At 45.6% G+C, this 25,152-nt stretch carries 15 protein-coding genes; 7 read left to right on the top strand and 8 right to left on the bottom strand.

Annotation, left to right across the window (positions count from 1 at the left end; all coding sequences use genetic code 11):
- Positions 1 to 493 precede the first annotated feature (493 nt).
- Together alaS and RIC07_RS12395 are read right to left on the bottom strand one after the other, a co-directional pair.
- The gene (gene alaS, locus RIC07_RS12400; protein WP_446394808.1) at positions 494 to 3,130 is read right to left on the bottom strand and encodes an alanine--tRNA ligase; all 2,637 of its coding nucleotides are present in this window, start codon (positions 3,128 to 3,130) and stop codon (positions 494 to 496) included.
- A 231-nt stretch (positions 3,131 to 3,361) separates the two neighbouring features.
- Positions 3,362 to 6,205: a HEAT repeat domain-containing protein gene (locus RIC07_RS12395; RefSeq protein WP_446394807.1), complete on the bottom strand. Its 2,844-nt coding sequence runs from the start codon at positions 6,203 to 6,205 to the stop codon at positions 3,362 to 3,364.
- Positions 6,206 to 6,641: 436 nt separating this feature from the next.
- On the opposite strand from RIC07_RS12395, the gene RIC07_RS12390 reads away from it, so the two are divergent.
- From RIC07_RS12390 to RIC07_RS12380, 3 genes are all read left to right on the top strand, one after another.
- Complete coding sequence (locus RIC07_RS12390; RefSeq protein ID WP_446343359.1) at positions 6,642 to 7,808, top strand: RRXRR domain-containing protein; 1,167 nt, start codon at positions 6,642 to 6,644, stop codon at positions 7,806 to 7,808.
- A 55-nt stretch (positions 7,809 to 7,863) separates the two neighbouring features.
- Positions 7,864 to 9,216, top strand: coding sequence for an ATP-binding protein (locus RIC07_RS12385; protein WP_446394806.1), 1,353 nt, complete (start codon positions 7,864 to 7,866; stop codon positions 9,214 to 9,216).
- A 246-nt stretch (positions 9,217 to 9,462) separates the two neighbouring features.
- On the top strand, positions 9,463 to 14,214 hold the full coding sequence (locus tag RIC07_RS12380) for a WD40 domain-containing protein (RefSeq protein ID WP_446394805.1): 4,752 nt from the start codon (positions 9,463 to 9,465) through the stop codon (positions 14,212 to 14,214).
- A 69-nt stretch (positions 14,215 to 14,283) separates the two neighbouring features.
- Here the strand turns inward: RIC07_RS12380 and RIC07_RS12375 are convergent, their stop codons facing one another.
- The 3 genes from RIC07_RS12375 to RIC07_RS12365 form a co-directional block, all read right to left on the bottom strand.
- The gene (locus RIC07_RS12375; protein ID WP_446394804.1) at positions 14,284 to 14,919 is read right to left on the bottom strand and encodes a restriction endonuclease subunit R; all 636 of its coding nucleotides are present in this window, start codon (positions 14,917 to 14,919) and stop codon (positions 14,284 to 14,286) included.
- Positions 14,920 to 15,051: 132 nt separating this feature from the next.
- Positions 15,052 to 15,666 (bottom strand): restriction endonuclease subunit R, encoded by a 615-nt coding sequence (locus tag RIC07_RS12370; RefSeq protein WP_446394803.1) that lies wholly within the window; start codon positions 15,664 to 15,666, stop codon positions 15,052 to 15,054.
- 375 nt (positions 15,667 to 16,041) lie between these two features.
- Complete coding sequence (locus tag RIC07_RS12365; protein WP_446394802.1) at positions 16,042 to 16,788, bottom strand: DUF6920 family protein; 747 nt, start codon at positions 16,786 to 16,788, stop codon at positions 16,042 to 16,044.
- A 263-nt stretch (positions 16,789 to 17,051) separates the two neighbouring features.
- Between RIC07_RS12365 and RIC07_RS12360 the strand changes: the two genes are divergently transcribed.
- Complete coding sequence (locus tag RIC07_RS12360) at positions 17,052 to 17,951, top strand: phosphodiester glycosidase family protein (protein WP_446394801.1); 900 nt, start codon at positions 17,052 to 17,054, stop codon at positions 17,949 to 17,951.
- Between the two features lie 640 nt (positions 17,952 to 18,591).
- Here the strand turns inward: RIC07_RS12360 and RIC07_RS12355 are convergent.
- From RIC07_RS12355 to RIC07_RS12345, 3 genes are all read right to left on the bottom strand, one after another.
- Positions 18,592 to 20,172: a BamA/TamA family outer membrane protein gene (locus tag RIC07_RS12355; RefSeq protein ID WP_446394800.1), complete on the bottom strand. Its 1,581-nt coding sequence runs from the start codon at positions 20,170 to 20,172 to the stop codon at positions 18,592 to 18,594.
- 128 nt (positions 20,173 to 20,300) lie between these two features.
- Positions 20,301 to 20,603 carry a helix-turn-helix domain-containing protein gene (locus RIC07_RS12350; protein WP_446394799.1) on the bottom strand — a complete coding sequence of 101 codons (303 nt, stop codon included), beginning with the start codon at positions 20,601 to 20,603 and terminating at the stop codon, positions 20,301 to 20,303.
- Complete coding sequence (locus tag RIC07_RS12345; RefSeq protein WP_446394798.1) at positions 20,600 to 21,202, bottom strand: hypothetical protein; 603 nt, start codon at positions 21,200 to 21,202, stop codon at positions 20,600 to 20,602. Before RIC07_RS12345 ends, RIC07_RS12350 begins: the two co-directional genes overlap by 4 nt.
- Before the next feature lie 221 nt (positions 21,203 to 21,423).
- Here RIC07_RS12345 and RIC07_RS12340 point away from each other — a divergent pair, with 221 nt between their 5' ends.
- The 3 genes from RIC07_RS12340 to RIC07_RS12330 all read left to right on the top strand — a co-directional run bounded on the left by RIC07_RS12340 (position 21,424) and on the right by RIC07_RS12330 (position 25,136).
- A complete protein-coding gene (locus RIC07_RS12340; RefSeq protein ID WP_446394797.1) occupies positions 21,424 to 21,642 on the top strand; it encodes a hypothetical protein in 219 nt (72 codons plus the stop codon).
- A gap of 191 nt (positions 21,643 to 21,833) precedes the next feature.
- The gene (locus RIC07_RS12335; protein ID WP_446394796.1) at positions 21,834 to 23,114 is read left to right on the top strand and encodes a restriction endonuclease subunit S; all 1,281 of its coding nucleotides are present in this window, start codon (positions 21,834 to 21,836) and stop codon (positions 23,112 to 23,114) included.
- Positions 23,115 to 25,136: an HsdM family class I SAM-dependent methyltransferase gene (locus RIC07_RS12330; protein ID WP_446394795.1), complete on the top strand. Its 2,022-nt coding sequence runs from the start codon at positions 23,115 to 23,117 to the stop codon at positions 25,134 to 25,136.
- Positions 25,137 to 25,152: the final 16 nt, after the last annotated feature.

Genomic DNA, 25,152 nt, shown 5'->3' with positions numbered 1-25,152 from the left:
TCCCGCCATCTCGGTTAAGATGTCTTGACTTAACAACAGCCCGACAAAAGGCTTTAGATTTAATCCGGACTAGGGAAACATCCGGGTGTCTGTACCAAACCGAGACTCTATGCGGTATTCAACGTTTAATTGTCGTTTGTCTGACAATCCCTGACTTCAAGCGTTAGCTAAGTCAGGGTTGTTGAATGTAATTCCTTTCATCTCGATCTTGCCGTAACGCACCACTATAAGTTGCCTAATTCATACGGCAAAAAAGGTGGGCAATGCCCACCCTACTGGCTTGGCAAGCTTAAAACAGTGGTCAAGTATTTTCTCAAACCCTTATGAGAGTAGCGATCCAGAAAAATTTTACCCACAACTTTAAGCTTGCCAGCCTACTGTCGTGACCCAGCTTAAGTGTGACTTTATAAAAACGCTACAACCCTTATATTACATGGCTTGGCGCTAATTTGCTATTGCACCATTTTAGCTGGGTCACGCCACTACTACATGATTACTGCAACTGTTCAATTAACTGACGTTTGGCTGTATCCAAGGCTTCCGGTAACTTACTGGAATCTCGTCCCCCAGCTTGGGCTAGGTTGGGGCGTCCCCCACCGCCACCGCCACACAATTTGGCAATTCCACCAATAAATTTACCTGCTTGTAGTTTCTTCTCTTTGTGGACTTTGGTACTAAACGCCGCTACTAAACTAACTTTCCCTTCTGTGGGTACAGAACCTAAAATAACCGCACTTTCGCCCAGTTTTTGCTGAAGTCGTTCCGCTGCGGTTTTCAGGGCGTCGGGTTCAATGTCTCCCAGATTGGCGACTAAAACCTTGAACTCACCCACGGATTCAGCTTGACTTAATACCTGATCCGATTTGGCTAATGCCAATTCTTGTTTCACGGCGTCTAATTCTTTCTGAGACGCTTTGAGTTCGTTCTGGAGATTGGTAATGCGATCAGGGATTTCTTCCGGTTTTGCCTTAAAGCGATCGCTTAATTCTTTGACCACTTTATCCCGCAGATTCAGATAATCCAATACCGCCGGACCCGCTACCGCTTCGATGCGCCGAATCCCGGACGCTACGCCAGTTTCAGCGACAATTTTAAACACACCTATTTCAGCGGTATTATTCACATGAGTTCCGCCGCAGAGTTCCATCGAAACACCGGGGAAATCAATGACTCGTACCTCATCGGCATACTTTTCACCAAACATGGCGATCGCACCTTTTGCCTTAGCATCTGTAAGTGCCATAATCGCCACATCTGCACCGTGGGCTTCAGCAATCCAGGTATTAATTTGCTCCTCAATTTGGGTTAATTCCTCTGGTGTCAGGGAACGGGAAGAGTTGAAATCAAACCGCAGCCGATCAAATGCGACTAAGGAACCGGCTTGGGAGATCGACGGATCAACAATCTTTTTCAGCGCCGCTTGTAATAAATGAGTCGCCGTATGATTGGCTTGGGCGCGACGGCGACAAGCGCGGTCAATTTGGGCGGTAACAGTATCGCCTAGGTTTAGGGTTCCCCGTTCCACGCGACCAAAATGGACAAAGAAGTCGGATTCTTTCTTAACATCTTCAATCCGTACCACTAAATTATCGCCCGACAAATAACCGCGATCGCCAATTTGTCCCCCAGATTCGGCATAGAATGGGGTTTGGTCTAAAATAATCTGCACCTCTGTACCCGATGGGGCAGAGTCTACCGCTTTCCCTTCGACTAACAAGACTTCGATTTGAGCCGTAGACTGGGGTTCACTATACCCTAGGAATGTCGTGCCATGGATATGTTCAGCTAACTTATCCAAGCTTCCCTGTACCGTCAAATCAATGGTTTTATGGGCATCTCTTGCCCGTTGGCGCTGCTTCTCCATTTCCACGTCAAAGCCAGCCAAATCTACCGGAATCCCTTGTTCTTCGGCAATTTCTTGGGTTAATTCCAAGGGGAACCCGTAGGTATCATAGAGGGTAAAGGCATCGATTCCAGAAATACTATCCGGCTTTTTCGCCAGAATCTCTGCCAATAGCTTCTCGCCGTTTTCGATGCGTTTCAGGAATTGAGATTCTTCGCGTTGCAATTGCGCTTTAATCGAATCATCCCGTTGTCGCACATTCGGATAGGCATCTTCAGCCAGTGCGATCGCGGTTTCGGCGACTTGGGTGGTAAACTCGCCTTGGGCAATGCCAATTAAGCGTCCATGACGCACCACTCGCCGGATTAAACGGCGTAGGATATAGCCACGACCCGTATTTGACACGGTAACGCCATCAGCAATCAGATGAACGACGGCGCGAATGTGATCCCCAATCACCTTTAGGGATACTTTGGTTTTCTCGTCACTCTTGGCGTAATCAAGTCCAGCAATCTCAGCCGCCGTCTTGATAATCGGGAAAATCAGATCCGTTTCGTAGTTATTAGGAACCTGCTGGAGGATTTGCGCCATCCTCTCTAATCCCAACCCGGTGTCAATATTTTTATTCTGTAGGGGGGTGAGATTCCCATCCGCATCCCGGTTGTATTGCATGAACACCAGATTATAGTATTCGATAAACCGGGTGTCGTCTTCTAAATCGATGTCCTTGTCACCCTTTTCCGGGTGGAAGTCGTAATAGATTTCTGAACAGGGACCACAAGGACCTGTAGGACCCGATGCCCAGAAGTTATCCTCTTCGCCCATCCGCTGGATACGATGGGCGGGGATACCAATTTTATCCCGCCAGATGGCAAAGGCTTCGTCATCCTCTCGAAACACACTCACCACCAGGCGTTCTGGGGGTAATTCAAAGACTTGTGTAGATAACTCCCATGCCCACGCGATCGCTTGTTCTTTAAAATAATCGCCAAAGCTAAAATTGCCCAGCATTTCAAAGAAGGTATGGTGTCGCGCCGTGCGTCCCACATTTTCAATATCGTTGGTGCGGAGACATTTTTGCGAGGTGGTGGCGCGGGAAAAGTCCGACTGGCGTTGTCCCAGGAATATCGGCTTAAAGGGTAACATCCCGGCGATAGTGAGTAAGACGGTGGGATCGTCCGGGATTAAGGAAGCCGACGGCAAAACCTGGTGTTGCCGTTTGGCGTAGAAGTCCAGGAATTTTTGTCGGATTTGGTTACCACTGAGGGATTTGGGAGATTTGGGCATGGTGTTTCACTCAAGGCTAGGAATGGATTGGTAGGATTTTGGAGTTTAGACGCTTAGAGTTATCCATCCTAGAGATAACAAGGTTTATCAGTTCAATTGGGATCTATTTTTACTTATGTTATCGATTGTTGCAGGGTTTTGGGTTCTCATCCCGGTATCCGAGTTAACTGGGCGGTTTAAACCGCAGCTACACAAAGTTGCACCCGCCTGCGCGGGTTTCCACACCCTCGATTAGTCCTTGTCAAGCGAACTTTGTTTCGTTTGGTTCCGCGATTTCCTTTTCAACAGGGCTGATTTCACTCCTCTTTTCGTGGAGCGTAAATCCTGGATGACTGCCTCAACCGTATCAGCTTGAGGGAAGTTTCCGGCTTTGAGGTTATTGTAATGGCGTTGGAGTACATCACTATCCTGGGATTGCCAAGAGACAAGACGAGTCACTACGGCTATCTTTTCGGCTAAGTCATTTTGCAGTTGGGGTAAATCCTGAGCATTGTCCCAAACTTGGAGAAACAGTTCCAGCGTTTTTTTGCCTTCTTGATAGTTGAGTGCAGTGGGAATTGATTTAGGCAAGCCAACCCATTTCAACAGGGTTTTTACTTCATCCGTTCCCCCACTTAAAAAATAGGTTAAGAATCGCCATCGTTCCAAATATGAATAATAATTATAATTAGTATGTTCATAGACATTACTCAGGATAATAATAGCCTCATTTAATCTCAGTTTTATGATATTGACTAATTCTTCAGCCGTCCGGCGACGAACCCATGAGGAAATGCCTTTATCCTGGATTAACATGAGAATATTAGGAATATATGCAGCACTATTTTTATCCATTTTTCCTAATAGCTCAGTTACCGCACCGCGAGCCTGTTCATAAACGATTTCATCCTGGAGTAAGTTAAGAACAGCAGGAATGTATTCGCTGCTAACTTCCTCAAAGTTGCTTAAGCGATAAACCAGATAGCGACGCGCATCGTTGCTAACAGTTTCATTTTGAATAAAATTGAGGAGTTCAGGAATGTATGTAGGTCTTGCTTCCCCCAAATCAACTAATTCTCGAGCTACCCAATAATGAGTCCTTAAGCCAGCGGTTTCATCCTGAAGGATTTTGGCAAGCTCAGAAGCATATTTTGTTCTGGATTCTCCTAGATTTTCTAATGTTTTAGCGACTTGAAAACGCACCCATGAGTTAAGGGTTTTATCCTGAATAATATTGGTAATTTTAGGGATATATTTGGCAGCAAATTCTCCCAGATTCCCTAATGCATAAGCTGCCGAACTACGAACTCCGTAATCAACAGTTTTATCTTGGATAATGTTGAGGATTTCAGGGATGTATGTGGCAGTAAATTCCCCCAGATTACCTAATGCTTCAGCCACCTCACTACGAACCTCTGAGTCAACGGTTTCATCTTGAATAATGTTGAGTATGTCAGGAATGTAGGGGGCGCTAACTTTCCCCATATACCCTAATGCCTCAGCCACATCACTACGAACGTAATCATCAACGGTTTCATCCTGGATGATGTTGAGAATTTTCGGAATGTATGGAGCGCCAGTTTCTCCTAGATTACCTAATGCCTCAGCCACATCACTACGAACGAATGATTCAACGGTTTCATCCTGGATAAATTTGAAAATATCAGATAGGTATGGGGTACTGGCTTCCCCCAAATTTATTAATGCCTCAGCCGCCTCAGCACGAACTTCATCATCAACGGTTTCATCCTGGAAAATCTTGGCAATCTCAGGAGCATATTGGGTTGCGGCTTCTCCCAAATTCCCTAATACATTAGCCGCCCAACGACGAGCGTATGGCTCAATGGTTTTATCCTGGAGTAACTTGAGAATATCAGGGATGTATTGGGCGTCGGCTGTATCCAAATTCTTTAATTGATAAGCCACCCGGGAACGAACTCTATGATCAACGGTTTTATCCTGGAGGAAATTAAGAATCTCAGGGATGTATGGGGCGCTAGCTTCCTCCATATCCTCGAATACCTCAGTCGCCGAGACACGAACCCCATCATTAACAGTTTCATCCTGGAGGAAATTAAGAATCTCAGGGATGTATGAAGCGCTGGCTTTCCCCAAATACCTTAGTCCTCTAGCCGCTCTTTCACGAGCGTTATGATCAGCGGTTTCATCCTGGAAAAAGTTGAGAATCTGTGGGATGTATGGGACACCTGCTTCCTCTAGATCTAGTAATGCATAAGTTGCCTCGACACGAACCTGAGCATTAACTGTTTTATCTTGGACAAGGTTGGCAATCTCAGGGGCATATTGGACAGCGACTTCTTCCAGATTATCTAATGAATCCGCCGCCCAACGACGAGCGTCTGAATCAACGGTTTCATCCTGAAGGAAATTAAGAATCTCAGGAATGTATAGAGCGCTAGCTCCTCCTAGACTAAGTAATGCCTCAGCTAACTCGCCACGCACGCTATCATCACAGGTTTCATCCTGAAGAATGTTAGCCATTTCCGGGATATATTTGGCGGAAGCTTCCCCTAGATTCCTTAATGCATTAGCTGCCAAGTCACGAACTTCTGAGTCAATGGTTTCATCCTGGATAAAGGTGAGAATCTGTGGGATGTATTGGACACTTGCTTCCCCTAGATATCCTAATGCATAGGCTGCCGAGATACGAACCTCTGAGTCAATGGTTTCATCTTGAAGAAAGTTGAGAATCTGCGAGATGTATTGGGTGTCTGCTTCCTCTAGATATCCGACTAGATGTCCTAGTGCATAAGCTGCCGAGCCACGAACTTCTGAGTCAACGGTTTCATCTTGAAGAATATTGGCAACTTTCTTGGCAATATCTTCGGGTGTGTCCACCACAGCTTGAAAGTCGCGAAACTTCGAGTAATCAGCTAATTTCTGCAAAGCATACTCTTTTACCTGGTCATGCCCATCATCCAGAGCCGCGACTATGCCGTCAATCTCCCAAGGTTGAGGCTTAGGTAGTTCTTGAGCGCTAACCCAAGGAAAGGCAAGCTGAAGCGTCAAAAATAGGGTAAAAAGGAAGATAAAAAAGAAAGAAAATGGTTTGGTTTTATGAATAGTTTTTAACATAGTAAAAATTGTGCTAAACCAGAAAGGCAGAACACTCCAAGACAGAAAGAAGCAGGCAAAGGATGTAGCTGGTTCCTTATCAGGAGCGAGTAGGACGTAGCTTGGTTAGCACTTCGCGAGTAGGACAAATGACCAATGACCAATGACTGACCAATGACCCATAACTAAGCTATGGTATCGAATAATGCGTTAAACGCGAAGGAACTGGGAAATTCAACAACCCTGACTTGAGGAACGCTTGAAGTCAGGGATTGCCGAGCAAACGGTGATTTAAAACGTTGAATACCGCATAGAGTCTCGACTTGGTACAGACTACCGGATGCCTCCCTAGTCCGGGTTTATCTCTAAAACTCTTTGCTGAGTTGTTGTTAAGACAAGACATCTTAGTCGAGATGCGGGAAGGGACTAAATACTTTCACTCGTGAGGTTTATCACCATGCTACGAGTACCAGTTTTATCAAAATCGGGTAAACCCTTAATGCCCACCAAGCCTAGCCGCGCCAGACGTTGGCTAAAGGAAGGCAAAGCCAAAGTTGTGTACAACGACTTAGAATGCTTTGCCATTCAGTTAACTTTTGAAACAGGAGAGGAAACGCAACCTATAGCCGTGGGCATAGATCCCGGCAAAAGGTATTCGGGAGTTGGGGTTCAGTCGAGTTCCGTCACCCTTTGGATGGGACATTTAGTCTTACCGTTTAAGACGGTCAAGGAGCGGATGGAACTGCGGCGAGTGATGCGCCGAGCAAGACGCGGTAGACGGATTAACCGTAAACTCCCCTACTCTGAACGTTGCCACCGCCCAGCCAGGTTTGACAACCGAAGACAAGGCAAGTTGTCTCCATCAATCCGAGCCAACAGGCAGTTAGAGCTACGAGTAATCAAAGAGTTGTTCAAGCTGTTTCCCGTTAGTGCTATCCACTATGAGCTAGTCATGGCTGATGTGGATAAAACCAGTGGTCGCAAATCGGCTCGTAGGAGTGTCGGATTCTCTCCAGTTATGGTGGGTCAACGGCAAATGCTCAACTGGCTATCCGAATTAGCTCCGGTGATAACCCATCAGGGATGGCAACGGAATGGTAACGGAACTAGCCAGCTAAGGCAGTGGTTGGGATTAGCCAAGGACAAGAAAAATAAGGACAAACAGATACCTGCAACCCATGCTGTTGATGGTGTGACCCTGGCAGCGTTTGAGTTCACTCAATGGCAAGAGTGGCACTCTGACAATGCCAAGCACGGCGGATGGTGTGGTGATGTTCAAATCACACCTGCACCATTTGCAATAATCCGTAGACCGCCAATCAGTCGTAGGCAGTTACACCTGTGCGTTCCATCTAAGGGTGGTAAACGGCGCAAGTATGGCGGTACAGTTACCCGCCATGGGGTCAGCAAGGGCGACAAAGTTAGAGCCGAAAAATCCGGAAATACTTACATCGGTTGGTGCTCTGGAGACACCGAGAAACAAGTTTCAGTTAGCGATGCTAAATGGAAACGACTAGGACAGTTTACCGCCAAAAAAGTCCAGTTGTTGCAGCGAAGCACGGGATTAATCGTCGTGCCTACAACTGGATCGTCAAACCTTACCACATTGAGTGGTTTGGTTTGACCTCTATCCCTCCCCGCATTGCTTCGCTGAATGCGGGGTCTCACGAGGCAAAGCGATGAAGGTAGAGTTACAGACATTTTTTAAAGCAACGAACCCTAGCCGGACGTTGGTTGTGGACAATCCGGAAGACCAGAAATTTTATATCGACTTTTCCCCAGTGCGCGGGGGGAAGATTATTGAGGAACTTAAGGATAATATTACCTTTTTCTCCCCCGATGAACCCACCTGCGCCTTATTTACCGGACATATTGGTTGTGGCAAATCCACGGAGTTATTGCGACTGAAGGCAGAACTAGAAGAAGATGGCTTTCATGTCGTCTATTTTGAGTCCAGTGAAGACTTGGAAATGGCGGATGTGGATATTGGGGATGTGCTACTGGCGATCGCACGGCGGATTTCTCAAAGTTTGCAAACCATCCAACTCGGCAAATTGGCGGGGTTACAGACGCTGGTACAAGGCGCAGCCAGGGTATTAAACGCCGAGGTGCAGGGGGTGAGAATTAAAGTGCCTAACCTGGGAGATGTGGGTGTTGTCTCTCAAAATGATACCGTTTCCCTGGCGTTTGGGATTGGTGAAATCACCGCGAAGACGAAAAGTGATGCGACAATGCGACAGCGGCTGAATCAGTACCTCGGACCTCAGAAAACCCAACTCTTGCAGATGATTAATCAGGAACTCATCGAACCTGCGATCGCCAAACTGAAACAGCAGGGTAAAAAGGGGTTAGTCGTGATTGTCGATAACCTGGATCGGATCGATAATAGCCCAAAACCGTGGGGGCGTCCACAACAGGACTATTTATTTGTGGATCAGGCTGAATGTTTAACCAAGCTGCATTGTCATCTCGTTTATACTATGCCCTTGGCGCTGAAATTCTCCGATGATTATGGTGTATTGACGCAACGATTTCCCGAACGACCGAAAATCTTGCCCATGGTTCCGGTACAGTTAAAAGATGGCAGTGATTGTCAAGCCGGAATCCGTTTACTGCGACAGATGGTTCTCGCACGGGCATTTCCCGATTTAGGCGAACAGGAACGCCTGGAAAATTGTACTGAAATTTTCGATAATTTGGAAAGCTTAGACTATCTCTGCTACCGGAGTGGGGGTCATGTGCGCGATTTGTTAAAGTTACTCAATGATTGGATTAAAAAGGAACGGACGTTTCCCTTGTCACGCCCGACGCTGGACAAGTTAGTTCGACAATATCGCAATGAAATGACATTGAGAATATCGGATAATCAGTGGGAGTTATTGCGACAAGTGCAGCAACGAAAATGGGTGAGTGATGATCAGGGTTATGAACTGTTGATTCGCAGTCGGCTGGTGTTTGAATATTATTATGAGGATGAGTCTTGGTTTGATGTTAATCCGATTTTGGTTGATGCTCAAGAGTTGCAGGGATAATATTTGAGGTAGGGGCGCAAGGCTTGCGCCCACTATTTCAGCCCTCACCCCCAATCCAGCCCTCACCCCCAGCCCCTCTCCCAAGCTTGGGAGAGGGGAGCAAGAAAAGAGCAAAAGGGGAACCTTATAGAGACTTGTCCTGGCGCGTCTGGAAGTGATGGTTCCCCTTCTCCCATCCAGGGAGAAGGGGTTAGGGGATGAGGGTGAAACGGTTAAGAAAATAGCCTCCATTATATAAAATGTAATATGGATAACTATATAGACGAGAGTACCATTGATAATCAAGAAGCTTTAGAGGAATTAACCTGGGCAATTGAAGCCTCTGAAGGACGTTTTTACATCATGCTGGCGCGGTGTAATTATGCGTATTTGCAAGACCGTTTAATCCAGCAAGTGCAAGACCAATGCGCCCTTAATATTCGAGTCATTCACCTGAAGCAATCAGATAGAACCCTTTACTCGACCATTTGCGCTCAATTAGGACAGGAAAAGCCCGCCGCTTTGATGGTGTCTGGATTAGCCACGGTGGATAATTTAGATGATATGCTGAGGGCAACCAATCAGGTGCGGGAGGAGTTTCGCAAGAATTTCCACTTTCCGGTTATTTTGTGGATTAATGACGCCGTTCATGTCAAATTCCTGAGAATTGCCCCCGATTTTGAGAGTTGGACAACCACAACTCGATTCGCCATACCCACAGATGAGTTAATTGAGGTTCTCCAGCAGAATGTCGAGTCGTTATTTGCCACGGCATTAGCTGTTAATTCCTCTCAATCCTTATACAAGTTAACCGATGTTTTAGCGCAAGGGTGCTTAAGTCATTCAGAACTTGACTTGGCGTTAAAAGAGTTACCTTATCGCGTGCAAGACTTAGACCCCCAGCTTGAGGCGGGATTACAGTTTATTCGCGGGTTAAATGGTGGGGATAGTCCCGAAGCATTAGAGTATTTTCAGCAAAGTCTCAGGTTTTGGCAGCAGGTAGAGGCGGGTTTAACCGATAAGGTGTCTAATCAAACCGATAACCTAACTCAACCCGCCCCGATTGACCCAAATATCGGGGAACTTGATAACGAAATTCAACCCACCCCGATTAATGCCAAATTAAAAGCTGGATTGGTTTTATTTCAGATTGGACTCTACCACTATCGCACAACTGACCGCAAAAAACACCAGGATGTTAACTGGCAAACATCTAAGATTAACCTCCAGCACTGTCTAGAAATATTTGACCAAGAAAACCGCCCCGATTTAGTAGCAAAATGCATTACTCAATTAGAACGAGTGCTGCAACGGATGCAAGCGTGGGATGAATTAGAACAGGTAGCGAAAAAGGCTTTACCTTTACATAAACAGTATGGCAGTACCAGTAAATTAGCCCAAGATTATAGCTTTTTAGCCGAAGTCGCCTTACAGCAACAGCGCTGGGATGATGCGCGTCAAGCGGCACAGCAGGCGGAGGAAATTATCACTCAACTTCCGAAACATAAACAGTGGATTCAGGGATTAAATTTGCTGTTTTTAGCCCAAGCAGAACGGCAGTTAGGAAATAAGCAAGCCGCAATTTATCATTTAGTTAAAGCCAGAGAGTTGGGTGATTTTGGACATCCCCTGATTTATGTCCGTATATTAGAAGAATTACGAGACCTTTATTTTGAAGACAGGCAATATTTAGCCGCGTTTGCCACAAAACAACTCCGACGTTCCATTGAACAGCAATATGGCATTCGTGCTTTTATTGGTGCGGGACGACTGCAACCACACCGACAAGAAGCTTCAGCCAAAACAGATAATCAGGAGTCAGTCGCGCCGGAAATTGTCGCCTCTGGACGACAGCGAGATTTAGAGCGATTATTAGAACGGATTGGACGGAATGATTGTAAATTAATTGTTATTCACGGACGGTCTGGGGTGGGAAAAAGTTCGTTAGTGAATGCGGGATTAGTTCCAGCATTGAAGCAAAGCATTATTGGCACTCAGAAGAATGTTCCGATTGCAATCCGAGTTTATACCAATTGGATAGAGGAATTAGAAAAGCAGCTACTTAATGACGATGAACCCGTAGGGGCGGGTTTAGACGATAACCTTTCGGTAAAAACAATAACCGCTCAACAAAACCGATCTAATTCTTCTGATTTAGAGGATAACTGTCCCGAAAAACCAACAACATATCCACCCAATCCCCCTTATGCCAAAATCCTGGAACAGTTACGAAAGGATGAACAGCGCCAGCGGCGGACGGTGCTAATTTTTGACCAGTTTGAGGAATTCTTTTTTGTTTATACTAATCCGGCTGAACGGCGACTATTTTGGCAGTTTTTGGCAGACTGTTTGAATATTTTATCCGTGAAGGTGATTCTGTCGCTACGGGAAGATTATTTGCACTATTTGTTAGAGTGCAATCGCCTAGATAGCATGAGTGTGATTGGTCATGACATTCTGGGGAAAAATGTGTTGTATGAATTGGGGAATTTTTCGCCAACCGATGCCAGAGCCATTATAGAAGATTTAACCACGCGATCGCGCTTTTATTTAGACCCTGCTTTAATTGACCAACTGGTCAAGGATTTGGCGGTTACAACAGGGGAAATCTTACCGATTGAGTTGCAGGTTGTGGGGGCGCAGTTACAGGCGGAGAATATTAAAACGCTGGCGGAGTATCGGGAGTTAGGGACAAAAGAAGAATTAGTCAAGCGGTATTTAGAGGAAGTGGTTGAGGATTGTGGTGCTGAGAATCAGCAGGCGGCGGAATTGGTGCTGTATTTGCTTACGGATGAAAAAGGAACTCGTCCACTAAAGACTCATGCTGAATTGGAACGGGATTTAGAGGGATTAGCGGCAGATTTGACAACGGAAGCGAATAAGTTGGATTTGGTATTAAGAATTTTTGTTGATTCTGGTTTAGTTTTTCTGTTGCCAGAAACACCTTATGAGCATTATCAATTAGTTCATGATTATTTAGCAGAATTTATTCGCAAAAATCAAAAAATTGGATTATTAGCGGAATTGGCAGAAGCGAAAGAAAAGCAGAAAGTAACCGAAGCAAAATTAAGGCAAGCGCTACAGGATAAAGAGGAACTTCTGTGCCAGGAAAAACAGGATCGTAAGCGTGCAGAAATTGCTGAGATTGAAGCCTTAAGTTCATTATCGCAAGCTTTACTTTTATCACACGATCAGTTAGGAGCATTATTAGCTAGCGTCAAGGCAGGTAAAAAATTACAGCAGACAGAAGTGCCATCTGAGAGTAAGACTCGGATAGTGGGGAGATTATGGCAGGCAATTTATTCAGTACAAGAATATAATCGCTTTCAAGGTGATAATAGCGCTCTTAAGAGTATCAGTTATAGTCCTGATGGACAAATACTTGCCTCTGGTAGCGAAGACGGTATCGTGAAACTTTGGGGTAAAGATGGAACAATCTGGCAAACTTGGCATGGACATAGTAAAGAGGTGTGGAGTGTCGGCTTTAGTCCCGACGGACAAATAATTGCCTCGGCTAGTCTTGACTGTACAGTTAGACTCTGGCGTTTAGATGGTACAGAAGTGCAAACTTTTCGGGGGCATAGTGCTTGGATTACCAGCGTCAGTTTTAGTCCTGATGGACAGATGATTGCTTCAGCCAGTCGTGACCGTACTGTCAAACTCTGGCGTTTAGATGGTACAGAAGTGCGAACTTTTCGGGGGCATAGTGCTTGGATTACCAGCGTCAGTTTCAGTCCTGATGGACAGATGATTGCTTCAACCAGTCGTGACCGTACTGTCAAACTCTGGCGTTTAGATGGTACAGAAATACGAACTTTTGAGGGACATACTGATCAGGTTTGGAGTGTTAGCTTTAGTCCAGATAGTCAGATGATTGCTTCAGCTAGCTATGACCAAACCATTAAACTTTGGCATCTAGATGGCACACTGTTACGAACTTTCCAGGGACACAGCAATTGGGTAATCGGTGTTAGTTTCAGTCCCGATGGACAAATGATTGCCTCGGCTAGCACAGATCATACTGTAAAAGTTTGGCGTCTAGATGGCAAAGTCGTGCGAACGTTTGTGGGACATAGTAGTTCCGTTTATAGTGTTAGTTTCAGTCCTGATGGTCAGATGATTGCTTCGGCTAGCCGTGACCGTACTATCAAAGTTTGGCGTCTATACGACACCGCTATGCAAATCTTTCAGGGACATAAAGATTGGGTCAACAGCCTCAGTTTTAGTCCTGATAGTTCCACATTTGTCTCAGCCAGCCGTGACCGTACCGTTAAACTCTGTCATTTAGATGGCACGGTTGTGCAAACGTTCCGAGGACATAAAAGTTCGGTTTATAGTGTCAGTTTTAGTCCTAATGGTCAGATGATTGCTTCGGCTAGCCGTGACTGTACCGTAAAACTCTGGCGTCTAGATGGTACACTTATACAAACTTTTAAGGGACATAGTAGTTGGGTCAATCATCTCAGTTTTAGTCCCGATGGGCAGATGATTGCCTCAGCTAGCACCGACCACACCGTAAAACTCTGGCGTCTAGATGGTACACTTGTGCAAACTTTTGATAGACATAGGGCTGGAGTTAATAACCTCAGCTTCAGTCCCGATAGACAGATGATTGCCTCGGCTAGCACAGATCAAACTGTTAAACTTTGGCGTCTAGATGGCACTGTTTTACAAACCTTTCACGAACACAGCGCCGGGGTCAAAAGCGTCAGCTTCAGTCCTGATGGGCAGATGATTGCCTCGGCTAGCGATGACCGCACTGTCAAACTCTGGCGTTTAGATGGCACTGTTGTACAGACCTTTTACGGACATAGTGCTGGGGTTAGAAGTATCAGTTTCAGTCCCGACGGTCAGATAATTGCCTCGGCTAGTGATGACCGCACCGTGATCCTACGAAATTTGGATCTAAATAATTTACTGATAATTGGTTGCAATTGGTTACGAGATTACCTGAAGACTAACCCAAATGTGAGTGAGAGCGATCGCCGCATCTGCGACGGTATTAATAGTAACAGTTAGTTGTATAGTCAGTGCGCGTAGGCGCACCATTCTTTGTATGGCTGCGATTTCCAATCGCCAGGTGTTATCTTATGGCTGATTACCTATTAATTCTTGTTGCCATCGCTTCAATACTCCCAACACTCCATATAACTCATTCCCTCGCCGCCTCAGCGTAAACTCATCCGACAGACCATATTGAGGCGTATCTTGCCGCATCAATTTAATAAACATAAAGTGACTCCCATTTGTCACCAATCCAAACGTGGGTTGTAAAGGATTCGGACTATTGAGCATATAAAACAACGCCTGCGGTAACGCTTCACTCAAACTAAACCGCTTACTTTTTGACTCAATCAACGTCACCCACAATTGCTGATGTAGCACCAAAACATCAATCCGTCCCCGCACCACTTCATCCTTTTCTTCAATCACAATTTCCACTTGTTTCTCAGCTACCGGACGAAAGGGATAGCGAAACAAGCCAGCTAGGGACAATAACGGCGACAATACGACCATTTTGACAATTTCTTCATGGACGGGATTTTTTTCTAGTGCCAAAAAATCTGCCTTAACTTGGTCTAGCCATTCCTTTTGAGTTGCTGTAATTTCGGGTAATTCACCCTGCCATTCCCCAAAAAACTGCTCATCCTCAACTTGTTGCAGGTGAAATTTCTCTTCCACATCATGCAAGGTTAATTCACTCGCTTGAATTACTTGTGCCATAAGTATTGAGTCCTTGGCTAGCATTCTTTTAGTATAAGGGTTTGAGCCGCTGATGGAACGGGACGCGATCGCTCATCCTTGTAGTGCGAGCATCTTGCTCGCTACTAATACCCAATTTAAATGCATGACAGCTTATTCTGTTTGTTGCCATCGCTTCAATACAGCCAAGACTTGATACAACTCATTTCCTCGCCGCCTCAGCGCAAACTCATCCGACAACCCATATTGAGGCGTATCTTGCCGCATCAATTTAATAAACATAAAATGACTTCCATTCGTTGCTAATCCAAATGTCGGTTGAGACGAATTCGGATTTCTGAGCATATAAAACAACGCTTGCGGTAATGCTTTATCCACACTAAACTGCTTATTTTTTGCTTCAACCACCGCTACCCATAATTGCTGCTTTAACACCAAAACATCTATCTTTCCGCGCACAAGTTCTTCCTCATCCTTTGCTGCAACTTGTACCTCAGCATCTGGGTGAAAAGGATAACGAAAGAAGCCAGCCAGTGAAAGCAAAGGCGCTAACACGACCATCTTTACAACCTCCTCATGTAGAGGATATTCGGAAATTGAAATAAAATCCGCTTTGACCCGATCTAACCATTGCTTTTCCGCATCCGTTACCTCTGGCAAATCATCCTGCCATTCTCGGAAAAATTGTTCATCATCAATCTGCTGGAGGTTAAACTTTTCTTTGACATCATGCAGGGTTAATTCACTTGCTTGAATTACTTGTGCCATAATCGTTGAGTTCTTGGCTAGCATCCTTTGATTATAAGGGTCTGAGCCGCTTATGGAATGGGACGCGATCGCACATCTGAAAGGTGATCATATAAGCGCTTCCGAATTTAACCCTTAATGTCAATAATAGCGCCATCTTTGTAGTACGATAATCTTGATCGCTACTCATGAGAAAAGGGCGACCCGATCAAATTGAGAGGACTGGAGTTTTTAATTAATGCAAGCGGGTCGCCCCTACAAATGATTTAACGTTCAAATTGAGAGGACTGGAGTTTTTAATTCGTGCAAGCGGGTCGCCCCTACAAATGATTTAACGTTCAAATTGAGAGGAATAGTGTTTTTAATTCGTGCAAGCGGGTCGCCCCTACAAGAAATTTAACGATAGATTGCCTGATCAATAGTCACTCGAAAAAATGCTCCCTCTGACTCAAAACGTTCGCTACCAAAGTGCCATCCAACCAACAAGCAAGTGGGGATAGTGTAGCCGCCAAACGTCCCTTCTGCTTCCACCAAGCCGCCGAAGTCTACATAATGAAACTCAGCACCTTCAGGATTGTTCCAGCGCCTCAGCTTGACACTCTCCAACTGCCCCTGATTATCAATTGTGAGGATAAGATCGGTACTCTCGCCAAATAGGGTTAAACTAGCATGGGCATGAACTGCATCTGGTGTCGTCCACGATACATCACGTTGGCAAAGAACAGACGGTAACCAGACAAGTTCTGCCAGCATTCGACCCACAGTTGATCGCGTAATATCTGCACCCGAAGCTGTCATCACCGGAAACAGCCCTAACAGTTTCCACCGCATCCCGCCAACGCCATCCACCATCCGATCAGAACCCCACACAGGTAAGCCATTCATCCGTACCGCCGCCCGCCAGATAAAACCTCGACGCCAACAGATGACTTGTTCGGCGGTGAAAGGAAGCCAACCCCGCAGTTTAATTTCACCATGCATCCGCAGTCGCACCGCAGAGGCTAATTTTGTTCCTGGCGCGATCGCATGGTTCAGATAGCGTTGTACCACATCAGGAAGCCCCACCAATTGATCAGCTTGAAAAACCGACTCGCTGGGTGGCGTTGACTCCCACAACTCCTCTAGGGAAACCGCTTGACTCATAATTACCTCCAACCCCGATTCATAAAAACAATTGTCCGGATTAAATCTCTATAATCCAGTATTTATTGTCAGCGAAGCAAACCGATTCATCAGGTTGCTAGAGGAAGAAAAAAATCTGTTCTCAGACTACACAAACCTTCCCTCTTCCGTAATCAGCATTCTCCAATCACGAATCATCAATTACCAGGTTGCAATCCACCGAGTCATAAACCTAGCCAATTCAGTTGGCGTTTATAACTGCTAGTCCTATTGAAATTGTACCGATGTCACGTCAACATTTATCCAGTCCTCAGCGAAAATTCACTCGACGTTCATTTCTAGTCCTGGGTGGTGCGGCTTTAGCCCAAGGGTTGGGACTTGTTTCCCCAGTCGCCGCCGAATCAGTCAGTCTTCGTCGCAGTACGATTCTCGGTGTTCCCCTCTATCAAACTCATATTGATCTGACGAACCCCGATACATTTATCGCCATTGGTTTAGCCAATAATTCCACTCTGGGAAATCATCAAGGGGCGATTGGTGAAGAATCGTTTGGTAATATGGTTCGTCGCTATCACGCGGCTGTCGTCGCCAGTGGCACATTTTTTAGTAAAAAAGACCCAAAACGGCTGATGGGAAATATGGTATCCGCCGGAACGTTTCTTAAATACAGTCCCTGGGAAAATTATGGCACGACGCTGGGATTGCGGGTAGGAAATAAACCCGAATTGGTGACAGCGCGAGTCGATGGAAAACCAGACTGGGGTCAACATTGGTTTTCGCTGACTGGGGGTCCAAGACTGCTGAGAAAGGGAAAAGTCTGGTTAGCGCCGCGTAGTGAAGGATTTACTGACCCCCGTGTTATGGGTGTGGCGCATCGCTGTGCGATCGGGTTTCCAGCTAGTGGCAAAAAATTAGTCTTAGTCACGTTTCTCGCACCGTTACCCTTATGGAAAGAAGCGAAGGTAATGCGGGCAATTGGCTGTAGTGAGGCGGTGAATTTAGATGGCGGCGCATCTAGCGCATTATACAACAGGGGGAGGATTTTGGTGAATCCAAAACGGACGCTGACGAACGCGATCGTTGTGTATGATTCCCATCATCCTGCACCAACATTCTTACGCGAGACTTGGCAGAAGTTTCAACGGGGAGAACGACCTGTTGTTCCCCAGTTATTCAGGGTTTGAAGGATTAAAAAATATATCGTTTTAAAAAGAGCGATCGCCTGTCAGATCCCTGTAGGGGCGACCCGCTTAGCCTAATTAACACCACCCGTCCATTTAATTTTATCGGGTCGCCCTCTCCTCAAACCTTTGGGTTAAAACGTGTTTATGTAAGAATGTTTGCCCAGGACTATTTGAAACACCAAGTAATTGTACTTATGTTAATGCCATTTGGTTCTGAGTTATCAAAACTAAATGCCATCTATAAAATTAATTTAGATTAGATAGGATAATGGTAACTTTTAATGGCAGAGAATTAATATGAAACGAATCCTAGTAATAGTTATTTTGAGTGCAGCCGTTGTTAGCGTTAATGACCAACCGATTTTCCCAAGGTAATATACTCCTGTTTTTGATGGAATTGACAAGACTGGAAAAATGTTAATTCGTGACCCTTAGCCAGCCCTCACCCCCAGCCCCTCTCCCAAGCTTGGGAGAGGGGAGTAATGTTTTAGCTGATGATGGTAAAATCCGCTTCTGTTAATTTGAATCAGGGCGGGTTTAGTCAAGTTATCCGTTTTTGCCAAATGTTATCAGTAAAACCCGCCCCTACACGATAACGTTTGACAGATGCGCCATTTTAGTATCTATATACCGTTTAACTTCAAAACCGTTCCCCTACGCCAAAATGCACCTGAGAGTCCCCCTGATCATTTAAGCCAAAATCAACCTGTACTGGACCAAAGGGCGATCGCACTCTCACCCCAACCCCATAACCCAATCCACTCCCTGGCTTATCCCGCACCTCTCCCGGTTCCCCAGTAACGGTATCTCCTGAGCCTAAATCTGTGGCATAATCTGCAAATATCCGACCCCCCAACCAAGTAAACACCGGAAACCGATATTCCGCCGTGGCTTGCAGGTAAGACCGACCTGCACCTACTTCCCCACTCTGATAGCCGCGCACGGAACTCCCTCCGCCAAGGCTAAAGGCTTCATAAGCAGGTAAATCCCCAATCACGGTTCCTCCCTGAAGATTAAACACTAAGGTTTGATCGCCAGTCGTGAACCCAAATAACTCCACGGGAACATACTGGGTATAACTTCCACTGAGACGATTAAAAATAATATCCGCTTCACCCACAGGAACCGACTGATCCATCCCGACTCTGACATTAGTCCCTTGGCTGGGATAATCGGTATCATCGCGGTTATCTTGCACCGCCGATACATTCACCGTCAATAAATCATCTTGACCGCGATCGCTTAAACTCAACGGATTGCCAAACTCATCCACAGGCTGCACCTGATCAGTAAACGCCTGATCCCGAATCGACACGCGCTGATAGGATAATCCTACCCCAGCCTGCCAATTCCCTCCCAGAGGGCGAAACAGTTCCCCACTTCCCCCCAAACGATGCACCCACGGGGTTTCCCCATTCGGCAAATCCACGTCGCGATCGCCGCCAATAAACACTTCCGATGGAGAACGCTGATTAAATACTGCCAAACTGTACCCTGTCCGCAACGGATCACCGGCAATCCACGGATCAGTAAAACTCACCTCAAATCCGGCTGTATCTTCGCCCCCTTCCAGTTCTAACGCCAAGTTCTGATTATTTCCGCCCAGATTCTCCTCCTCTAACCGCAACACCCCATAAATCCCTTTTGCCCGACTTGCACTGGGAAAAGCGGTGACATTAAACGATGAATCCTCCACCACATTCACAATCATGACAATTTGATTGGGTTGATTCGTCTGTTGGAGACTGAGGGTAGCATCCTCGACACTATCTAACTGCGTGACTCGTTCTAACCCTTGCTGGGCGACTTCTGGACGATACACGTCTCCAGGTTCCAGTTCAAATTCTCGCGTAATGATATACGGACGAGTGTTTCCGGGAGTGGGTTGACCGTCTTCATCGACAAAGCGAACTTGGATATCCGCGATCGCAACAGGTCTTCTGGAAGGAATAGGATTACGGTTTGGTGATTGAGGAAGTTGAGGCACATCGGGGAGATCATTCTGCTTTTGGAACGGTTGCGATCGCCTCTGGCGGTACGTGGGGTTTAATTGCGCTTCGATTGGCATCCCCTGATTATCCACAAACGAACCATACTCAACTGGCGAAACTGCCTCTATTTCCTGTCCCCGACTCGATGCAGCCGCCAATAATTCTGCACCTACCCCAGCCAATACTAGGGGAAAAATAAACCACTTGCGCCACCGTCGGTAAAACCCCATCAGCCACCTTACCCGCTACGTGCCAGTTCCGCTTTTACAACCGATGTTATCAGTATATTTCCGATCAGGGAAGGTAGAGACATTCCACCGGAACATCTCTACAATAATGTTACGATTTGTTGAAATTCCTAGACATTCCCAAAACCCGGACAAAGCACATTCAAAAGTTCAGGCGGAATCTCCTCGTAATGTTCCAGCACAAAGTCCATAAAGGCGAGATGGCGCAAATCTCTGGGTTGAGGACGGCGGTAATGGCGACCTCTTCTGAACCAACTATCAACAGTAGACATGGAACGGGAACAGATAAAAGCCATCGTTTCATGATTCACCAGCCATTTCGCATAAAACTGTTGCGGCGTCATTCCCAGTTGACAGTAACCGTAGAGGTCAATTAAAGCCTGTTCGCGTTCAGTAATAGGACGAGGTGTCATCGGCTTTCCTCCCAAGGTTCTAGGTCATCTTCCCAAGCCGTATCAGCCACCGTCCACCGGGAACTGGGGGAACATTTGTCCAGCCAAATTAGGTAACACCATGTCCAACCACAATGGTGAGACGCAAAGCCGTAGAATCTGCCGATCGCAGTTCCCCAGTCTGGAGATTTTGGCGGGTTGGGGAGTTTCGGGTTGAGGCTGTTTGCGCGATCGCGAATCCATTGCAGTTTGTCCCCATAGAGGAATCTCGGTGGTTTGACGTGAGGGAAGTCAGTGGGGAGTTCAACGGCTGAGAATCGCTTGTGACTAAAGCTGATGGGCAAGTCGCCGCCGCCGTAACCCATAGCTTTGAGGTAGCCGGATACAATTTTGCCATTGAGAGTCGCGGTTAACTCTTGGATCAGGATCGCGGCGAGGCTTTCGAGTTCCGACTGGCTTACATTCATCCCGACTGCATCAAACTCAGTGTCACAGAGGGTTTGCAAGCGAGAGAGGAGGAAGGCGATCGCAAAATCATCCAAGGCTTGCTGATAGCCTTTCTGGTTGGTGGATGGGCGAATTAAGCCGCGATCGCACGTACTTTTTGAGAAATTTGGCATAGGATTGAAATTGCTCCTATTGATGGGAGTCAATGCCAGACCTGATGCCGTCCAAAGCTGTGGGGCTGGCATTGTTTTTATTTTCATACGTATATTCTAAGTTCCTTTCCGGCAATATACCAGTTGATACGTATAAACAAACATAAAACAAATACCCCGCAACCAAAAAAGTCCAGATGTTAGCATGACGTGCAGAATATGCGCGTGAACTAACAGTAGATATGCCCAAGGGAAAAAAACGAATGCGGGGGAACCCCGTTGATCAGGATGAACTCAAGCAAAGACTCAATCTAACGGTTACACCGACGGGGGCGCGTGGACTAGAAGAAATCGCGCAGGAATTGGGGCTAAAATCAAAAAGTGAGTTAGTGGATCAAATTGGGCGTAGGCGGCTAATCGTTTCTCCGAATCCAGCCGTTGAGAAGGATACAGAGGAGTGAGATTAATCTCTTTTCGGGGTTTTCCTGTCCTCAGAAAAGATATAGATACAAAAAGACGAGCTGCTTTGGTAAAATAATAGGTTTGTCTCAACCTTAGAATCAGAGACAGCAACGCCATTACCGCGAGGAGACTAGGTGAGTACGTGAATTTCAGATTAGGTTAGAACAGTGACATAATAGGTTTAATTGTCGTGATTAGTATCAACCAAGAGAAAAATGATAAAATTCATGAATTATGGAATTTGCCAGAGGGCTGGCAATGGAAAAAATTATCGGAAATAGCTGATACAACAAGCGGAGGTACACCTAGAAGAAAGCATTTAGAATACTTTCAAGGAAATATTAATTGGTTTAAATCGGGGGAATTACAAGATGCAGAAATATTTGAAAGCCAAGATAAAATAACTTTGGCAGCCCTAAATAATTCAAATGCAAAAATTTCCCAAAAAGGTACTATTTTGATAGCTATGTATGGTGCTACGGTTGGCAAATTAGGAGTTTTAGGAGTAGAAGCTGCTACCAATCAAGCCATTTGTGCTATTTTTCCAAAAAAACAGTTCGGTTTACCATTGCTCAACAATTGGTTCTTGTTTTATTACTTTAAATCCATTCGCCAGCAACTGATAAATCGTAGTTTTGGTGCAGCTCAGCCCAACCTAAGCCAAAGGTTAATTAAAGAGACTTACATACCAATTCCATTTCCTAAAGATATTATTCTCTCTCTTGATGTTCAGAATCGCATTGTAGCCCGCGTCGAATCCTTACTCGGTGAATTGAAAGGCGATCACCAGATTCTGGACAAAATGCGTCGGGATACTAGCCGATTTATTGACATGAAATTGGAGGAAATTTTTGAAAATTTGCAGTCAGCTAGACAACCACTGATTGATGTTATTGAATCACCTCCCAGAAACGGATGGTCGCCAAAATGTGATGATAACCCCAATGGAACTCCTGTACTTAAGCTGGGAGCAGTCTTAAGGTTTCAGTATAACCCAGATGAATTTAAGCGAACAAGCCTACCCACTGATCCGAATGCACATTACTGGCTGAAACCAGGGGATGTTTTGATATCTCGAAGTAATACACTTGAACTTGTCGGTCATGCAGCTATTTATTCAGGAACTCCTTTTCCCTGCATTTATCCAGATTTGATGATGCGGATTAGAGTGGATAAATCAAAAGCTGACAGCCATTTTCTAGTTTATTGGCTACAGAGTAAAGAAGTACGCCATTTTATTCAATCTCGTGCTTCTGGAGCCAGTCCTACAATGAAGAAAATTACCCAGAGTCATGTGCGTAATATTCCATTTCCAGTAATTTCTATAGATCAACAACGTCAATTTGTTCATCATTTAGACTCGATTAAATCTGAGGTTAACGAAATGTTGAAAACAATGCAACAAGATAAAAAACTACTTGAACGATTAGAAAATTCAATTCTAGAGAAAGCATTTCAGGGGCAACTGTAGATGATAATGAGCGTCGGCGAACAGCTTAACAAGGTTTGGTCGGAATTCCAAAAAGCTGGAATCACCGACGACTTAAGAGTTATTGAATACATTGCCAGATTGCTACTAGAAGAAAGTGGTGTAATAGTAGCTTCCGCAGATGACTCACGAATTCCAAGACTTGTACATAACGAAACAGAAGATTTTGTATCAGAGGACATCCCTAGAAGACCACCTAGGGATTTAAACATAGATATAGAAGCGATTAAACAGTATCTCCGTCAAGCAGCAAAACAAGCAGGAGACATCGCCACACTATTTGACCGTCATGTTCTCTTTCGCTTGCCTTCCATGCTTCCAGGAGGAAGGTTTCCGACTCCTAGACACATAGTCAAGTTTATGCAGCGTCTTGCCCAAGTTGACCCCAATAATCATAGTGTGGCAGACTTGGCTTGTGGCAGTGGTGGCTTTTTAATTAATCGCGAGATAACTAATCCTAGCAATGATGAAGTAACAATCGGTATTGATATTTCTCCGGAATGGAAGCGACTTGCCTGGGCTAATACTAGACTGCATCATTTTACTCCACGTTTGATCAACGGAAATGCGCTTCAGGTTTGCGGTTCCGAAGAATTCGCTAAAAAAGCTTTTGACCGCATACTCATCAATCCGCCTTTCGGTGAAAAGATTGATGAAAAATTAGCAGAAAAGACTCTGGGGTATAAAGTTAGTAGCCGCAGCGAAACTGCACTGACTGCACTAGCTCTCAAAAAACTCGCACCCGCAGGAAAAGCAGCCATCTTAGTTCCTTCAGGTCTGCTATTTAGTAACAATACAGGTGAGAGAGAATTACGAAGACAGCTACTCGTTGACTATAAACTTGAAGCGGTCATCTCCTTACCCAAAGACGCTTTACAACCCTATAGTCCGTTACAAACTCACCTGCTGCTTGTGAGTAAACCCGATAATTCCGCCCAACCCTCAAAAAATGGAGAGAATCTAATCTGGTTTTGGCAGCTTGAACAGGATGGCTACCCTAGTGGTCGAGGTCGTGACTTAACTCAAGACCCCGATGAATCAGCAAGTGACTTACCCTTTGTCACCCAATTTTTCACCAATCCGAATCCCCCTCTTTTATTTCCCCAACAAAATCCTCGAATAGCCATCAGCAGAATAGCTGAAGGTACTTCGCTATTAGGCTTTGTTTGCCAAGCGACCTCGACAGAATTGACCTCGGTCACGTTTTATCCCCAACCCAATGAAACGACATCTGCATTCCTGTTAACTGAGACTGCACCCCTAGGTGAACAGCGCATCTGCGATCGCATCCCTTTGGATGGTAGTGAACCCTCAAAGGTTGAAAACCCACAGCAGCTAATTAAAGACCTATACAAACTCACAAAGAAAGACCCCGATCCGGGTAAGCGGCTATTCTCTCAACCCGTAAAAGCAGCAGCAATGTCAGTTTTACCGGAAAGCCAAGCTATAGGAAGCAATAGAGTCAGACTCCTCGGTGTAGCGGTGCGGTGCGACACGATTCAAGCGCCAACCTACGATTTACGCCCAGAGCGTTATGTTGAAAAGCAGGAAGAACCGCGTTCGACGGATTCTCCGGCTGAACTCCTCAGTCAAATTTACCAAAACCAGAGAAAGCTGTCTGGGCACATTGAGAGCCTATTTGGTCGCTTAGAACTCCCTGCGATCGCCAATCAACAACTTCCTTCTCCCTTGGCAAATATAGCATCCCTGGGAATTCTCGAAAAACTGAATTTAGAACAGAAGACCATTTGGGAGCGCATTCAGGCAAAAATAGAAAAAATTGATAGCCGTGATCAAGATAACCCACAAACCGCAGTACACTTTACCTTAGAGGAGTTGATCCAAGAGGATGACAGCGAGATATTAGAAATGACTCGCTCAACTGTCGATCTCCTGGAACGCCTAGGAGTAATTGTCCCAGTGACGATTACAACTCCTAGCACCGATGAGTCAATTCAGTGCTATCGTCGTGTTACAGAGCGAGACTTGTGGCAGTTCGACTGAAGCGAATCAGAATCAG

Origin of the sequence: Coleofasciculus sp. E1-EBD-02 (assembly GCF_040218245.1) — a bacterium.
Taxonomy (GTDB): Bacteria; Cyanobacteriota; Cyanobacteriia; order Cyanobacteriales; family Coleofasciculaceae; genus Coleofasciculus.
This window is presented reverse-complemented; position numbering and strand designations above follow the sequence as displayed.

Coding starts and splice junctions, on each gene's coding strand:
- alaS (WP_446394808.1), bottom strand. CDS start 3,130: ATGCCCAAATCTCCCAAATCCCTCAGTGGTAACCAAATCCGACAAAAA.
- RIC07_RS12395 (WP_446394807.1), bottom strand. CDS start 6,205: ATGTTAAAAACTATTCATAAAACCAAACCATTTTCTTTCTTTTTTATC.
- RIC07_RS12390 (WP_446343359.1), top strand. CDS start 6,642: ATGCTACGAGTACCAGTTTTATCAAAATCGGGTAAACCCTTAATGCCC.
- RIC07_RS12385 (WP_446394806.1), top strand. CDS start 7,864: ATGAAGGTAGAGTTACAGACATTTTTTAAAGCAACGAACCCTAGCCGG.
- RIC07_RS12380 (WP_446394805.1), top strand. CDS start 9,463: ATGGATAACTATATAGACGAGAGTACCATTGATAATCAAGAAGCTTTA.
- RIC07_RS12375 (WP_446394804.1), bottom strand. CDS start 14,919: ATGGCACAAGTAATTCAAGCGAGTGAATTAACCTTGCATGATGTGGAA.
- RIC07_RS12370 (WP_446394803.1), bottom strand. CDS start 15,666: ATGGCACAAGTAATTCAAGCAAGTGAATTAACCCTGCATGATGTCAAA.
- RIC07_RS12365 (WP_446394802.1), bottom strand. CDS start 16,788: ATGAGTCAAGCGGTTTCCCTAGAGGAGTTGTGGGAGTCAACGCCACCC.
- RIC07_RS12360 (WP_446394801.1), top strand. CDS start 17,052: ATGTCACGTCAACATTTATCCAGTCCTCAGCGAAAATTCACTCGACGT.
- RIC07_RS12355 (WP_446394800.1), bottom strand. CDS start 20,172: ATGGGGTTTTACCGACGGTGGCGCAAGTGGTTTATTTTTCCCCTAGTA.
- RIC07_RS12350 (WP_446394799.1), bottom strand. CDS start 20,603: ATGACACCTCGTCCTATTACTGAACGCGAACAGGCTTTAATTGACCTC.
- RIC07_RS12345 (WP_446394798.1), bottom strand. CDS start 21,202: ATGCCAAATTTCTCAAAAAGTACGTGCGATCGCGGCTTAATTCGCCCA.
- RIC07_RS12340 (WP_446394797.1), top strand. CDS start 21,424: ATGCCCAAGGGAAAAAAACGAATGCGGGGGAACCCCGTTGATCAGGAT.
- RIC07_RS12330 (WP_446394795.1), top strand. CDS start 23,115: ATGATAATGAGCGTCGGCGAACAGCTTAACAAGGTTTGGTCGGAATTC.